Origin of the sequence: Acetobacterium paludosum (assembly GCF_008086595.1) — a bacterium.
GTDB lineage: Bacteria > Bacillota > Clostridia > Eubacteriales > Eubacteriaceae > Acetobacterium > Acetobacterium paludosum.
Map to the genome: position 1 here is coordinate 103433 of NZ_RXYA01000016.1, position 15037 is coordinate 118469.

Annotated in this window: 13 protein-coding genes and 1 pseudogene; 12 read left to right on the forward strand and 2 right to left on the reverse strand. The window is 41.7% G+C overall.

The window, feature by feature from the left end; translation table 11 throughout:
* The first annotated feature begins 2 nt into the window (after positions 1 to 2).
* From FZC41_RS15405 to FZC41_RS15460, 12 genes and pseudogenes are all read left to right on the forward strand, one after another.
* Complete coding sequence (locus FZC41_RS15405) at positions 3 to 773, forward strand: DUF4198 domain-containing protein (RefSeq protein WP_148568331.1); 771 nt, start codon at positions 3 to 5, stop codon at positions 771 to 773.
* 18 nt (positions 774 to 791) lie between these two features.
* Positions 792 to 2099, forward strand: coding sequence for a class I SAM-dependent methyltransferase (locus FZC41_RS15410; protein WP_148568332.1), 1308 nt, complete (start codon positions 792 to 794; stop codon positions 2097 to 2099).
* A 375-nt stretch (positions 2100 to 2474) separates the two neighbouring features.
* A complete protein-coding gene (locus FZC41_RS15415) occupies positions 2475 to 4079 on the forward strand; it encodes an ABC transporter substrate-binding protein (protein ID WP_148568333.1) in 1605 nt (534 codons plus the stop codon).
* 128 nt (positions 4080 to 4207) lie between these two features.
* The gene (locus FZC41_RS15420; RefSeq protein WP_279235192.1) at positions 4208 to 5137 is read left to right on the forward strand and encodes an ABC transporter permease; all 930 of its coding nucleotides are present in this window, start codon (positions 4208 to 4210) and stop codon (positions 5135 to 5137) included.
* Positions 5138 to 5142: 5 nt separating this feature from the next.
* Entirely contained in the window at positions 5143 to 5988 is an 846-nt protein-coding gene (locus FZC41_RS15425) for an ABC transporter permease (protein ID WP_148568335.1), read from the forward strand.
* Between the two features lie 15 nt (positions 5989 to 6003).
* On the forward strand, positions 6004 to 6945 hold the full coding sequence (locus FZC41_RS15430) for an ABC transporter ATP-binding protein (protein WP_170254014.1): 942 nt from the start codon (positions 6004 to 6006) through the stop codon (positions 6943 to 6945).
* Positions 6929 to 7768 carry an ABC transporter ATP-binding protein gene (locus tag FZC41_RS15435; RefSeq protein WP_148568337.1) on the forward strand — a complete coding sequence of 280 codons (840 nt, stop codon included), beginning with the start codon at positions 6929 to 6931 and terminating at the stop codon, positions 7766 to 7768. The genes FZC41_RS15430 and FZC41_RS15435 overlap by 17 nt, the downstream gene beginning before the upstream one ends.
* The gene (locus FZC41_RS15440; protein ID WP_148568338.1) at positions 7734 to 8423 is read left to right on the forward strand and encodes a class I SAM-dependent methyltransferase; all 690 of its coding nucleotides are present in this window, start codon (positions 7734 to 7736) and stop codon (positions 8421 to 8423) included. The genes FZC41_RS15435 and FZC41_RS15440 overlap by 35 nt, the downstream gene beginning before the upstream one ends.
* Positions 8420 to 9202, forward strand: coding sequence for a class I SAM-dependent methyltransferase (locus FZC41_RS15445; RefSeq protein WP_148568339.1), 783 nt, complete (start codon positions 8420 to 8422; stop codon positions 9200 to 9202). Before FZC41_RS15440 ends, FZC41_RS15445 begins: the two co-directional genes overlap by 4 nt.
* Before the next feature lie 585 nt (positions 9203 to 9787).
* Complete coding sequence (locus FZC41_RS15450; protein ID WP_148568340.1) at positions 9788 to 11497, forward strand: ABC transporter ATP-binding protein; 1710 nt, start codon at positions 9788 to 9790, stop codon at positions 11495 to 11497.
* Position 11498: 1 nt separating this feature from the next.
* Positions 11499 to 13265, forward strand: a complete 1767-nt coding sequence (locus FZC41_RS15455; RefSeq protein WP_148568341.1) for an ABC transporter ATP-binding protein — start codon at positions 11499 to 11501, stop codon at positions 13263 to 13265.
* An 87-nt stretch (positions 13266 to 13352) separates the two neighbouring features.
* Positions 13353 to 13595: pseudogene (locus tag FZC41_RS15460) on the forward strand (EamA/RhaT family transporter); the annotation flags it as partial.
* 5 nt (positions 13596 to 13600) lie between these two features.
* Here FZC41_RS15460 and FZC41_RS15465 read toward each other — a convergent pair.
* Both FZC41_RS15465 and FZC41_RS15470 read right to left on the reverse strand, forming a co-directional pair.
* Positions 13601 to 14062 carry a EutP/PduV family microcompartment system protein gene (locus FZC41_RS15465; protein ID WP_148568343.1) on the reverse strand — a complete coding sequence of 154 codons (462 nt, stop codon included), beginning with the start codon at positions 14060 to 14062 and terminating at the stop codon, positions 13601 to 13603.
* Positions 14063 to 14124: 62 nt separating this feature from the next.
* Positions 14125 to 14772: a hypothetical protein gene (locus FZC41_RS15470; RefSeq protein ID WP_148568344.1), complete on the reverse strand. Its 648-nt coding sequence runs from the start codon at positions 14770 to 14772 to the stop codon at positions 14125 to 14127.
* Positions 14773 to 15037 lie beyond the last annotated feature (265 nt).

The following is a 15037-nucleotide window of genomic DNA, read 5'->3' on the forward strand; positions in this document are numbered from 1 at the left end:
AAATGATGAAAATTGAATTTTTGGATACGACGGATCATATGGTTTATGGTCATGAAGGCTGGCTGGTACCCGGAACAAACCATGTGCATGAGGGTGATGCCGTAGAGGTTTTCACAAGATGGGGGCATAACATGGAAGGACACGGGCTGGCAAGAAAAGAAGGCTTAACCGTAGGCGTGGTAATGCCGGATGGCAACACCGAGGATCTTCTCGTGGATGAATATGATGCAGACAATTATGTTATCCGCTATACTCCAATACAGAAGGGTTTGTACCATTTCATCGGAAAGTATGTGGGCTTATATGTTATTGATCAGGAAGGAAAGTTTCAGAAAGGCACCTTAAAAGATTATCCCGATGCCAAAAGTGCGACATCCTTCACCCAGTATTCTCATCTGACGATGATGGTCGGTCATAATATAACGCCGGTCCTCATACCGGATATGTTAAAACTGCCATTGCGTATTGAAGCAGATGAATATACCAAATGGCAGCCAGGTGAAAAAATTGGCTTTCAACTTTTAACCATTGATAGCTTTTTAGCGAATACTGAACTTGATTTGGCTTTTCAAGGGGAAGAGAACAAACCGGTTGTTCAAAGAAAATTGATAACAAATGCAAGCGGAAGATTCTTAGTAAAAGCAGAAGAAGCGGGTCAATATTTGCTCATAGCAAGAAATCTTGTTCCCGTTGGCAAAGCAGGGTTTTATAATGATACGAAATATACGTATACATATTACTTCAATGTAAAAAACCGAAAAGTAAAAAACTAGATTGAACAGGAGAACAAGATGAATAATATGATACAAGCGGTTGAAGAACGATGGGACGTTAATGCACAAAAGTATGATAACCGTCATCAGGTGAACACAACCCCCGAAGACAAAAAACACTGGATGGAAGCATTGGCAGAAAATATCGGCCCAGATAAAAATATTAAGCTGATGGATGTGGGGGCCGGAACCGGCTTTATTACCTTAATGGCAGCGGAGTTGGGATATCAATGCCATGCTGTTGATATCTCAAGTGGGATGTTGGAAGTGGCCAGAAACCATGCTAACAATAAAGGGTTGAGGATTGATTTTATCAAAAGCAATGTCGAAAACATACCCTGTGAGGATGCCAGCATGGATGTAATCGTCAACAGACACGTGATGTGGACCTTATTAAATCCAGGAGAAGCCTGTAAAGAGTGGTTCCGGGTATTAAAAAATGGTGGGAAGCTGCTATGCATCGTTACCATTGGTTCAATGGGAGATTCGTGCAATCATTATAGTCAAGATATTGAAGATCAACTGCCATTAAAGGGTGCTGATGAAAACAAACTCATCAATACACTTATTGAAGCCGGGTTCTCCAACGTTGAAGCCATTAAGCTTGATAAAATCCGAAATATGAACGAGGATAAAGCATGGTATATCATTAAAGGGATAAAAGGTGTAACAACGCAGGCACTGTTGGAGCGAATCGAAAATCGCTGGAACGTCAATGCCGGTAACTATAATGAAAATCATGGAAAAAATGAAGACATCGAGCAGTGGACAACTGAAATAAAAACGCTTTTAGGCGATGATCTCACCAAAAAAGTATTGGATGTTGGTACTGGAACAGGATTTGCATCCATGATTGAAGCGTCGATTGGTTATCAGACTACCGGACTGGATTTATCGGTGGGCATGCTGGATTATGCCAAACAGGATGCAAAAGCAAGAAATTTGTCAATCGATTTTGTCAAAAGCTCGGTTGAAACGATTCCGTTTACCGATGAAAGTTTTGATATCATCACCAATAAATCACTGATGTGGACCTTAACAGAGCCTTTAAAAGCGGTAACCGAGTGGAAAAGATTGTTGGTTATTGGTGGAAAATTATTCTGCATTGTTCACATTAAAGAAGGTCCGGTGCATAGCAGTCATTATGAACAGGATATCGAGAATTCATTACCATTAAAAGGCGCACCTGTTTCGGCCTTTATGGAATTGATTAAAACAGCTGGCTTCTCAAACGTCGAAGGAATTCCATTAATGAATCTGCCGCCAATGCATGGAGAAGATGCGACTGAGAGTAATTGCTGGTATGTGTTTAAGGGCGAAAAATGAAAAATCAGCATCAAACAAATGAGTAGACCAGCTAATAAATAGTGCTCAATAAAACAATTAAACATTGTTATTGTTTTGTATCGGGATACAGATATGGCGCTATCTTTCGCTATGCAGAATAATATAAAAAAATTAAACCGTGAAGGTTGATTGTCCTACTGCAGTAGGGCTCAACTTTTGCGGTTTTTTATATAAACATAGTTGGATAAAAATGCTGTTGGATTAGATGCTTAGAAGACTAAAGAGTAGGGGGGCAAAGGATGTTTGGTAGGGTAGAGTGATTGATAGCGATGATTGAAAAAGTGAAAATTTCTGTTTTGTGATCACATTTTTTACAAAAGAGTTTGAGTAATACATAAAATTTTGGAGGAAAGCATGAAAAAATACACAATGAACAAACGCATTCTTGCGCTTGCTATGGTACTTGTTTTGGTGATGGCAACTCTGTCAGGTTGCGGCTTATCTGGGAAAAATTCGAATGAATCGGTAGCTTCAGCAAGTTCACAGAAAATTCTAAGAATTGCAGCAGCTTTTGATTTCAAGAGTGCGATGGAAGGTAAAACACTGGTATACGAAAATTTGGTAAAGTCTGACATGGCCGGTAATTTTAGTGGATGGTTGGCAGAAAAATATGATGTTTCTGACGATGGACTGACATATACCTTCCATTTAAAAAAGGGAGTAAAATTTCATGACGGAAGCGAATTTAACGCTGAGACAGCTAAAATCTCCCTTGAATATGCGCAAAATAATGATGCGAATTTGAAGAAATCTGTTAACAGTATAGAAGTTATTGACGAATCGACGCTTAAGGTTGTTCTTGGAACATATCTTGCATCATTTCTTAACACTCTTTCCAGTACAAGTGCTCCTATGATCTGTGCAGCTGATCTTGAGCCGGCTGGAGATCCAAAAGGAAAGCTGTCAGGATATATTGGAACGGGAGCATTTTATTTTGATGAAGCGACTTATGAAAAAGGTGTTAAAGCTGAGTTGACGAGATTCGATGACTATTGGGGAGGTGCATCCAAGTTAGATGGTGTCGAATGGCTTTACGTTGCGGATCCAACAGCCATGGTTGTGGCTCTTGAAAGTGATGAAGTAGATATGATTGGAATAGCAGAGCATCATTCAAGTATACCATATGTGCAAATTGCTGAATTAAAGTCAAAAGGATACACAGTTGAGACTGATGAAACAGGACGATATCAGGTGATTGAATATAACTGTTCAAAAGCGCCGTTTGACGATGTGAATGTTAGAATGGCACTCAATTTGGCAGTTGATCGTGAATTAATGGTAAAAACACTCTTTGAGGATATGACCAAAGCTTCTAAAGTGATTACAGCACCTTGGTTTGTACTAGGTCCAGATAAAGTTGATGAAAATTATTATAAATTTGATCAAAACCGTGCGAAAAAAATGCTCGATGATGCGGGTTGGATCGATTCTGATGGTGATGGTATACGTGACAAGAATGGAGAGAAGCTTGAACTTAAACTAGTCGTTCCTCAGGGTGAAGCAAATGCTGATACGGTATCGGTATATCTCCAGTCTGAACTTCAAAAAATCGGAGCAAAGATCGATGTTCTCACTCTTGAGAGTAGTGCCGCAAGTGACATGAAGAAAGCTGGAGACTACAATATGTATATCCACCATTCTGGAAATATGCCCTCAATTCCAGGTGGTATTGGGATTGGAGACAAGTACTATTCCACCAATAAAGATTGGGCGTACTCTTTTCACAGTGCGGAACTGGATGGCATGATCGATGCTGCTTTCACGGAACCAAATACTGATAGCAGAAATAATAAAATCGACACCTTGTGGACGTATCTTCATGCACAAGCCCCTTGTATGCCGCTATACAGCGTTCTTAAACTTGTGGCATGTAATCCTCGTGTTACGGGATATAAGGTTGGTTCAAATATGTTTGACATGAGCAATGTGCGGTTGTTGGATATGGATATGAGTAAATAAATTTGCAACTCATAGTGTATAGCACTTACCCGTATGACTTAGTTAATACACTTTTATAGCGGAAAACCGCATTATCAGTTTTTCCGCCATAAGCTAAAAATACAGAAAGGTCGAATTAAATGGAAAAAATGATTTTTCGAAGGCTCTTCCTGGGGATTTTTATAATGATAATTGCATCGCTTTTGTCTTTTGTCCTATTATACTTGGCACCTGGAAATCCCGCTGAGAATATCTTGAGACAGCGAACCGGCGAGGATCCATCGTATGAAGAAATTGAGCTATTCTTGCAACAAAAGGATCTTGATGTTCCGCTACTCACACAGACAAGTGAATGGCTTTATATGGCTCTGCGTTTCGATTTTGGAGAGTCCATCAATACCTCTGAGCCGGTTATGGATGAATTTATTACGAGATTCAAGGCAACATTGCAGCTTACGTTAATTACGCTTGCTTTTTCTATCCCGCTAGCATTTTTTATTGGAGTACGTTCGGCGGCAAATAATGGGGGAACGTTTGATCATGTCAGCAGATTCTTTACATTGCTAGCCATGTCGATCCCTGAATTCTGGTTGGGGCTTATGCTGATGATTGTTTTTTCTAAAACACTGAATTGGCTGCCAAGCTTTGGTTATGGTAGTTATTTAAATCTGATTATGCCAGTTGCGACCCTTGTTGTTGGTTATACTGCGACGCTTTCGAGGGTTATTAGAAGCAGCATGCTGGAAAATCTGTCTCAGGACTTTATCACGACGGCCAAAGGAAATGGGCTGTCACAACACGTCATTTTGATCAAGTATGCCTTGAGAAATTCATTGGGGCCAATCGTAACTGCAATCGGAAGTCAGTTTGGTCACCTACTGGCAGGGGTTGTGGTCGTCGAAACAGTTTTTTCATGGCCGGGAATTGGGAAGTTCCTAATTGATGCAGTATACTTACGAGATTTTCCGGTGATTCAGGGTTTTGTTTTATTGATTGCAATGATGTTTGTAGTGATCAATTTAATAACTGATATTTTGTACACCTATATAGATCCAAGAATTCGATATGAAAGAAGATAATAATAATGAAAAAGAACGGTATCATACAAAATAGTAATTTACTTATGAAAGTTTCAATCATTATTATAACGATTATGGTTTTTGGGGTTATCTTTGCTCCGCGTATATGCAACTTTGATCCATATACGGTTGATTTGACAAAACGATTACTACCACCGGGAACGGATGGACATATTTTTGGAACCGATGGTTTTGGGAGAGATTTATTTGCCCGGATTATCTATGGCGGCCGCGTTTCGATTGGGCTGTCAGTATGTGTTGTGATGGTGAATGCTGTTCTGGGACTGATTATCGGTTCCTTTGCGGCTTATACGGGTGGTGTAATAGATGAGATTGTCATGAGAATTGTGGATGTGCTGATGTCTTTTCCAAGTATAATTCTGACACTTTTTATTATTGGTGTTTTAGGGCCTTCCATTAGTAATTTGTTTTTTGCATTAATTGTCCTGGGCTGGATTGGTTATGCGCGCATGGCTCGCAGTCTTGTCCTGAGTCTCAAGGAACAGAGCTTTATTACAGCGGCCAGGGGAATCGGCTGTAACGATGCCAGAATTATATTTTTACACGTCATTCCGAATGTCATGCCGATGATTATTACTTTTGCCGCACTACACATTGGCAGTACAATCCTTGTAATTTCATCACTCAGCTTTCTTGGTCTTGGGGTACAACCCCCCACAGCAGAATGGGGTGCGACACTAAGTGAAGCTAAACAATACCTGTCGCTCTATCCCCATATGATCATATTCCCAGGGATCGCAATCGCATTAAGCATGTTTTCTTTTAATATGCTTGGCGATGGTTTAAGAGATTTTGCCGATCCACATTTAAAAAAGACAATAAAAACGTGATTGGAGATGGTATTAATGCGATTAATTGAAAGTCATGATCTCAAGGTGCATTTTGATTCTCCAGCAGGGCTTGTTAAAGCAGTCGATGGCGTAAATTTTCATATCGATGAAGGGGAAAAACTTGTTTTTATTGGCGAAACAGGTTCGGGTAAGACAGTGCTTGGGATGACGATAATGAAGTTACTGCCAACCAATGTATTTTATTCAGGTCAATTGATGTATAAAGATAAAGAGTTGATCAATGCGACAGAAAAAGAAATGCAGGAAATTCGTGGCAAGAACATTGCTATTATCATGCAAAATCCTCTTTCGTCACTAAATCCTTGTCTGAGCATCAAAGAGCACCTTGTTCAAGTAATTGTTAAGCACGAGCACTTGAACAAAAAGGAAGCGCAAGCAGAGGCTGAGCGTATTTTAATTAGAACAGGGATTCCTGAGAACTTACTTAATTATTATACACATCAGTTAAGTGGTGGGTTGAGACAAAGGGCGATGATAGCCTTGGGTATTGCTTGTGATTCGGAAATTTTAATTGCTGACGAACCGACAAAAGGACTTGATGTTACGGTTCAAATGCAGATCGTTAATCTGATTAAGCAAATAACCGATGAAACAAGAAAAGCAATGCTTATAATAACTCACGATCTTGGTGTTGCGGCTGCTCTGGGAGATAGAATTGCGATTATGTATTGTGGGAGAATTCTGGAAATTGGAACGGTGGAAGAGATTTTTGGATCACCGGAACATCCGTACACAATTGGATTGATCAATGCGCATCCTTCGAGAGGGCTGCATCCGATTAAGGGCTTCGGTGCTTCTTTGATCGATATACCGGAGGGGTGCGTATTTTCACCAAGGTGTCAGCATGCCAATGAGCTTTGTAAAAAAGCGGAGCCGCCAGACATGGTATTGAGTGAGACTCATAAGGTAAGGTGTTATTATGCTTCAAGTAAATGATTTATCTAAAGTTTATAAAGGTGGCTTTTTTTCAAAAGACAAATTGACGGCGGTTGAGAGTGTATCATTCCAAATAAAAAAAGGTGATTGTTTTGGTATTATTGGCGAAAGTGGCAGTGGAAAGACAACTATTGGGAAAATAGTCGCAGGTTTGCTCAAACCAACTTCGGGGGAGCTATATATTGACGGTAAAAATATATTAAAGAACAGCGAGATGAAAACATCAAATTTCCGAAGACGCGTACAAATGATTTTTCAGGAACCTGACGGTGTCATGGATCCAAGATGGAAAATCGAGAGGAGTATGATGGAACCCCTGGACATACACTTTTCACTGAATCGAAATCAAAAGATAGAAAAAGTAAACTATTGGTTGGAAACAGTAGGACTGACTCCTGAGCATCTTGAAAGATATCCTTTTGAGCTAAGTGGCGGTCAGCTTCAAAGATTAGCTTTTGCCAGAGCGTTGTCTATGGAACCGGATCTAATTATAGCTGATGAGCCAACATCATCACTGGATGTTTCGGTTCAGGCACAAATACTAACTTTAATGAAAAAAATTCAAAAGAGATATGAATTAACCATCCTGTTTATTACTCATGACTTGTATGTAGCTCGGCAGATGTGCTCAGAAATTGCAGTTATGCAGAACGGTCGCTTCGTTGAAACAGGATCAGCTGAAGGGGTTTTTGATCACCCACAGGAGAAGTATACACAGATGTTGATTGATTCCCAGTTGCCTTTGGATTTTTCAGTAAGAAAAAAATTAGAATACACAGGAGAGTGTTATGATGGAAAATTTTGCAGAAATTATTGCAAGTAAATGGACAGAACGAGCACCCACATTTGATGAAGATCATGCGACAGAAAATGTTGATTTGTGGAGACCGACATTGGAGGAACTAATTGGTAAAAAAGGAAATGGTAAGGTTCTTGATATCGGCACGGGAACGGGTTTCCTTGCTAATATGATTGCTGAACTTGGCTATCATTCGGTTGGAATAGATTTTTCTGAAGGGATGTTAGAAATAGGCCGATCAAATTCAGCTCGAAGGGGAACCGCGGTCGAATTTATAATGGGAGATGGTGATAAGCTGCCTTTTGACGATCATTCATTTGATGCGGTTATCAATAGTCGAGTATTATGGCTGATACTGGATCCAGTCAAAAGCATAAAAGAATGGATAAGGGTACTTAAACCCGGTGGGGTACTACTATCTTTCATACGGATAACAACGCCTCAGGAAAGAGAACTGGGAGAATTAGAAAAGCCGAATACAAAAATGCAGTATCCGCCTGAACTTAGCAACGCTATGCCACTTCGGGATGCTACAATCGATGATCATCTGGCGGCATATCAGAAAGCTGGTTTTTACAATCCCGAAGCGATATTGTTACGCAAGGATCTTTCATTAAATGACGATGCTAAGCCCTGGTATGTATTTAAGGGCACTAAAGAAATGGTGAGTGTTTTATGATTGATGTAAAAAGTGAAATTATCTCTTGCTGGAACACTTCTTCCAATTCATATGATAACCATTATGGACATGGTATAAAATCGAAAGCGGAAGCTGTTGCCTGGCGTGAAGCGTTGAAAAAAATAGCGGGAGATTCCTCACTAAATATACTCGATATCGGAACAGGAACAGGTTTTCTGGCAATTTTTTTAGCAGAACTTGGCCATTGTGTTAAAGGTGTTGATTTATCAGAAGGTATGATGGGGAAAGCGAAAGAGAAAGCAGCAAAAGAAAATCTTCAAATTACATTTGAAGTGGAAGATGCCGAAAATCTATCGTCAGAGTCGGATGGCTATTATGATCTGGTAATAAATCGTCATTTGCTGTGGACACTTCTTTCTCCAGAAAAAGCTCTTGCAGAATGGAATCGGGTGTTAAAACCAGGGGGTAGAGTTGTTATTATAGATGGAAATTGGGCTGACAATTCTGTCGGTGATAATATTAAAGCAAATTTCGGGAAATTTCTGATTGCGATGACTGAGTTTAGAAATCCGTGGAAGAGAACGGGAAGTTATAGTAAAGAACTTGCGGAAATGCTTCCCATGAAAAAGAAAGAAAATCGAAAAAAGACAGAATCAATTATGAAAAAAGCAGGATTTTCGAGTATCAGTCAAAATTATATGGATGACATTGATCGGATTGAACGAAAAGCGATGCCATACAAAGTGCGTTTGACAACAACCTATAGACGACATGTTATAATTGGGACCAAAAAAAATAAGTCAGAAAACATGCTTTAAAAGCGTTTATCATAAGGCGGCGCAAGGAGAATAGGAATTATCCTGCGCTAATCATTCTATAATGATATTTAGCTTTAGGATATCTCAATTAAGAATAAAAAAATAAATATGTTTAGACCCATAAAGTAATGGTTCTAAACATATTATACGAGGAGAATAAAGATGGAAGCATTACTGGAAAGAATAGAAAACTGATGGGATGCAAATGCCGGTAACTATAATTAAAATCATGGAAAAAATGAAGATATCGAGCCAGGTGTTTCAACCTTTGTTGAGGTGCTTGAAATAGCTGGCTTTTCGAATGTTAAAGGAATACCGTTAATGAGGCTTCCAGCAATGCATGGGAAGGAAGCTGCAAGTAATAACTGCTGGTATGCCTTTTCAGGAGAGAAACAATAAAGATTGACTTACGATTCTAAAAAATGCAAATGTTATGGTTGTATCACAACGCCTGATTAGAGATTAGGCGTTGTTTTTAATGCCAACTGATCGTGATGGTATCAAAATATTAGATGAAGGCGAAGGGAGTCCACCACTTGACGCAATCCAATTTTATCGTTAAAATCAATAAAAAAGGAGGAATCCATGAAACAAATATTTATGGTTTATTTAAAACCATTCTATCATCGCATGCTATTCGGGGTATTTTTTAAATTTACCGGTTCGATCATGGACCTTTTTTTGCCCTATATTCTGGCTTATATTATTGATAATGTGATTCCGCAAAACAACAAAATGGAAATCTATTACTGGGGCATCGTGATGCTGGTCTGCTCCATTATCGGGGTGGCTTTTAATATTATCGCCAACCGCATGGCGGCCCGAGTGGGAAGTGATGCCACCGAGGTTATTCGCCATGATCTGTTTACCCGGGTGATGTATCTGTCCAGTCATCAAATGGACAGGATTACCAAGCCATCGGTGATTTCCCGGTTAACAACGGATACTTACAATATTCATCAGATGATCATTCGGATTCAGCGTCTGGGAATTCGGGCACCGATTATGCTGATCGGGGGGATTATTGTTACCATAACTCTGGATCCGGTGCTGGCCGCGGTCCTGATCGGGATGATGCCGATCATGGTCATCATCATTACCCTGATTTCCAAAAAAAGTATTCCCTTGTTTGGGGCCCTGCAGCAGACCATTGATCGTTTCGTCAGGCTGGTCAGAGAAGATATCAGCGGCATTCGCGTGATCAAAGCATTATCTAAAACAGACTATGAAAAAGCCCGATTTGAAGCCATCAATGCCGAAGTGGTGAACCGGGAAAGAATAGCGCGCACGACCATCGCGGTTATTCAGCCAGCCATGAATGTATGTTTGAATCTCGGCCTGGTGTGTGTGGTGCTGGTGGGCGCTTACGGCGTTAACCAGGGCACATCGGAAGTGGGGAAGATTCTGGCCTTTATGACCTATTTTGCGATTATCCTTCAGGCGGTGCGGTCGGTTTCCAGTATCTTTGAGACCTGGACGAAAGCGACCGCTTCAGCCGATCGGATTAACCGGGTGTTGGCGCTTGAAGCGGAATTGACGATCCCGGCAGGAGATCAAAAAGCAAGCGATTATTATCTGGAAGTTGAAAATATCACGTTTTCCTACAACAAAAAAGAACCGAATCTTGCCAATATTTCATTTGCCCTCAAAAGAGGCGAAACCCTGGGGATAATCGGAGAAACCGGGGCCGGCAAATCGACACTCTTAAAACTACTGATGCGTCTGTACGATGTTGACGACGGCGCTATCTATATTGATGGCCGGAATGTCAAGTCGATCCCCTTGGGGGAATTGCATCAGCACTTTGGCGTGGTCTTTCAAAATGATATTATTTTTGAAGCCAGCATTGAAGAAAATATTGGGCTGGAAAGAAATTTGTCAAAAGAAGAAACCGAAAAGGCGATTCTTTATGCCGGCGCCAAAGAATTTGTCGATGAAAAAGCAGACCGCTCCGGGGAAGCCCTGACAATTAAGGGGGCCAATCTCAGCGGCGGACAGAAGCAGCGTATTCTGATTGCCCGGGCCCTGGCGGCACAGCCGGATATCCTGATCTTGGATGATTCCTCCAGCGCTTTGGACTATAAAACCGATGCCGCTTTCCGTAAAGTGATTAAAGAACACTTTGGCGAGACCACGATCATCATTGTCGCCCAGCGGGTGAGTTCGATTCTGCATGCGGATCATATTCTGGTGCTGGAAAATGGCGCCGCCATCGGCTATGGCAAGCACGCACAATTGATGGCGAGTTGCGACGCCTATCGGGAAATCAGCGATTCGCAAATGGGGGAGGTCTGAGATGAGACGTTCACAAAAATTCGAAAAGCCGAAAAACAGAAAAGGAACCCTGATGCAACTCGGCGGCTATCTGATGCGCTATAAGTGGCGGCTGCTGCTGGCGATTTTGCTGACCATCGGCAGTAATCTGCTGGCTCTGGTCGGACCGCTGTTATCCGGATATGCGATTGATGCCATAGAACTGGGCGTCGGACAGGTCAATTTTAGCCGGGTTTTTTATTTTGCTTTCTGGATGGTCGGCTTTTATCTTGCATCCGCCGGGCTGTCCTATGGGTTGGAAGTATTGATGATTACGATCAGCCGGAAGGTGACCTACGCGATGCGCAAGGATGTCTTCAACAAGCTGCTTGATTTACCGATCGGATATTTTGATGTTCATCAGACCGGCGACGTGATCAGCCGGATTACCTACGACATTGATACGGTTAACAGCTCGCTTTCCGATGATCTGGTCCAGGTTTCTTCGGCGGTGATTACCGTGCTGGGATCATTTCTGATGATGCTGGCCATCTCCCCCAAGCTGGTGCTGATTTTTGTCGTGACGGTGCCGCTGTCATTGTTGATGTCGAAATATCTGGTTAAAAAGACCCGGCCGCTGTTTAGCCGCCGTTCCGGGAAACTCGGAAAACTCAACGGTTTTGTCGAAGAAATGGTATCGGGTCAACGAACTCTCAAGGTTTATGACCAGGAAGAAAGTACCATCAAACGATTCGACATCAGGAACAAAGAAGCAGTCGAGGCTTATTACAATGCGGAATACTACGGCAGTATGATTTTTCCGATGGTCAACTTTATCAACAACATTTCGCTGTCTTTCATCAGCGTGTTCGGGGCGCTTTTGTATCTGGCCGGCGAAATGACCATCGGGAAGATTTCGTCCTTCGTCCTGTATTCCAGAAAATTCGCCGGACCGATCAATGAAATGGCCAATATCATGAGTGATCTGCAATCGGCTTTGGCGGCCGCCGAACGGGTTTTCGATCTTCTGAATGAATTGTCGGAAGCTCCCGATGCTAAGGAAGCGGTCCCGCTGGCAAATATCAGGGGTGATATTGAGCTGTGCCATGTTAAATTCGGGTATGATTCTCAGCAGCGGATTATCAATGACCTCAGTCTTAAAGTGAAGGCCGGCGAACTGATCGCCATTGTCGGTGAAACCGGCGCCGGCAAAACAACGATCATCAATTTGCTGATGCGTTTTTATGATGCGGATGCCGGACAGATTTATATCGACGGCAAGGAAGTGCATGAGGTGACCCGGGACAGCTTGAGAAAAGCCTACGCCATGGTGCTTCAGGATACCTGGATTTTTTACGGCAGTATTTATGAAAACCTGACCTACGGCAAAGAAAATGCCACCATGGCAGAGGTTGTGGCCGCCGCCAAGGCCGCCAGAATTCATTCCTTTATCACCCATCTGCCGGATGGTTACGGAACAATTTTAAGTGATGAAGGAGCCAATATTTCCAAGGGGCAAAAACAGCTGTTGAGCATTGCCCGAGCGATGCTTTTAGAGGCAAAAATACTGATCCTGGATGAGGCAACTTCCAATGTCGATACCAGAACAGAGAAGAAGATTCAGGAAGCGATGCGCAATCTGATGAAAGATAAAACGTGCTTTGTGATTGCCCATCGCCTTTCAACAATCCAGAATGCCGATCATATTCTGGTTGTGGATCGGGGCGAGATCGTCGAGACCGGCACGCATCAGGAACTGATGCGCATGACCGGCCGCTATTGGCAGTTGTATCAGGCGCAGTTTGAGTAAGCTGGAACCGTCCAATCGTAGGTTTGAAATTGAATGATTAAGAAATAATGGTGATTAACAAGAAAGAAAAATTATTCCGTTTTATATGCAATATTAGCCGCCGTCCTTTTTGGTTTCAATGCGCCCTTTTCCAAGCTGCTGATCAATGAATTAAGCCCGCTTTTTTTAGCGACATTGCTCTATCTCGGGGCAGGAATCGGAATGACGGTGCTTACTTTTTTTAACCAAAACCGCAAACTTGAATCAAAAGAAGCCGGACTGACAAAGAAGGAAATGCCCTATGTCATGCTGATGATTTCACTGAATATCCATCATCGCCATGATCATTAAACGGTTTAGTGATCAAAAGAGACATGTTTTTGAATAACGGCTTTAAGCTCAGCGATCCCTTCGCCGGTGAAAGCACTGACTGGTAAAATATTGTTTGGCTGGATACCCGCATATGTCAGATAGCGTTGACTTCGCTTCAGGTCACAGTGCTTATGATCGATCTTGGTAATGACACCAATCACCGGGATGTTGTAGGTGCAGACAAAATTGGGGGGGACCGAGTTTTGCTGATCGGTGCCGGAATTGATAAGAATAATCAGCCCTGAGTCACAGGTCACGTTGATGGCTTGGGGACGAAAACAGGGTAATTCAATAAATTCACCGGGGGTATCAATAAAATGTTCGGAGTAATTGACCTGCTGGGTCTTGCCATAGGCAATAAGTTCATTGGTCAGCCGTTGACATAATGTGGTTTTACCACTGCCAATCCGTCCGATGAGTGCGATACGGTTCTTATTAGTTGCCACAAAAATTCTCCTATCGTAATATGAAAAAATCCATCAAAAGTACAGTCGTGTAAAGATTTTAATCAAGCTGTCTGGTTAAACCGGAATTCTCGGCCAATACAGGCATCAATGGTGCAGGTTTCACACTCGCAGTAATGATGATAATCTTCAAAAAGAATCCCTGATGAGCTATAAAGTGGGCGCATCAAACTCTGTTTGGTTATTTCCATGCCAATGGCTTTTGTAGTGCTGCCAAAGGTTTCAAAGATGGATTGATTGGCCTGTAACGACCAGTCCGGAATCAGACCGGGATTAACCATACCGATTTTTTCGATATGTTGCTCTGTTTGCACCATTTTTTTTAATTCTTGCATGGCAGAAACCATCACCGGCAGCTTTAAGGAATGCACAAAATACGTCTCAGTCTGGGTAAGATCAGAAGGCGTTTCACCGATTGTGAGCAGGTACAGAAATACTTTCTGATTGTCCTTTAGCAGGTGACGCAGCATTTTGCTTTTATAGACATGACCGTCAATCAGAATGGTATTGTCGGATATGATCTCCACACTACACTCTTTCAAAAGGGCCATTGGCTGAATTCTTTTGGTGAGAATATCCGCAGCATGCAGATACTCATAATAAATGGGAGAATCAGCTTTAAAGTTTTTTTGGGGCAGTAGATTTTCAATATTTGCTTCTACAGGTATTTTGTTGATAACGACAGTATTCATGGTTTTCTCTTTTCATTTTGATTTCTGTTTTATTACTTCAAAAAAACAAAAAAACCTTTTCAAAAAAAGGTTTCAGAGCGAAGACAAACCCGACTACAAGCAAACAAAGCTGTAGTCGGGTTTTTATATTGCTGCCGGAAAATGAAAAAACAGAATAAAACGTGAAGGCAACCCAAAACGCATTCGTTTTCGGTACAGCAGATTTGCCAGTTTTTTCATATTCAGGCATGCCAAAGTCAGCCCGATCTGCATGGCAACCCGGGCC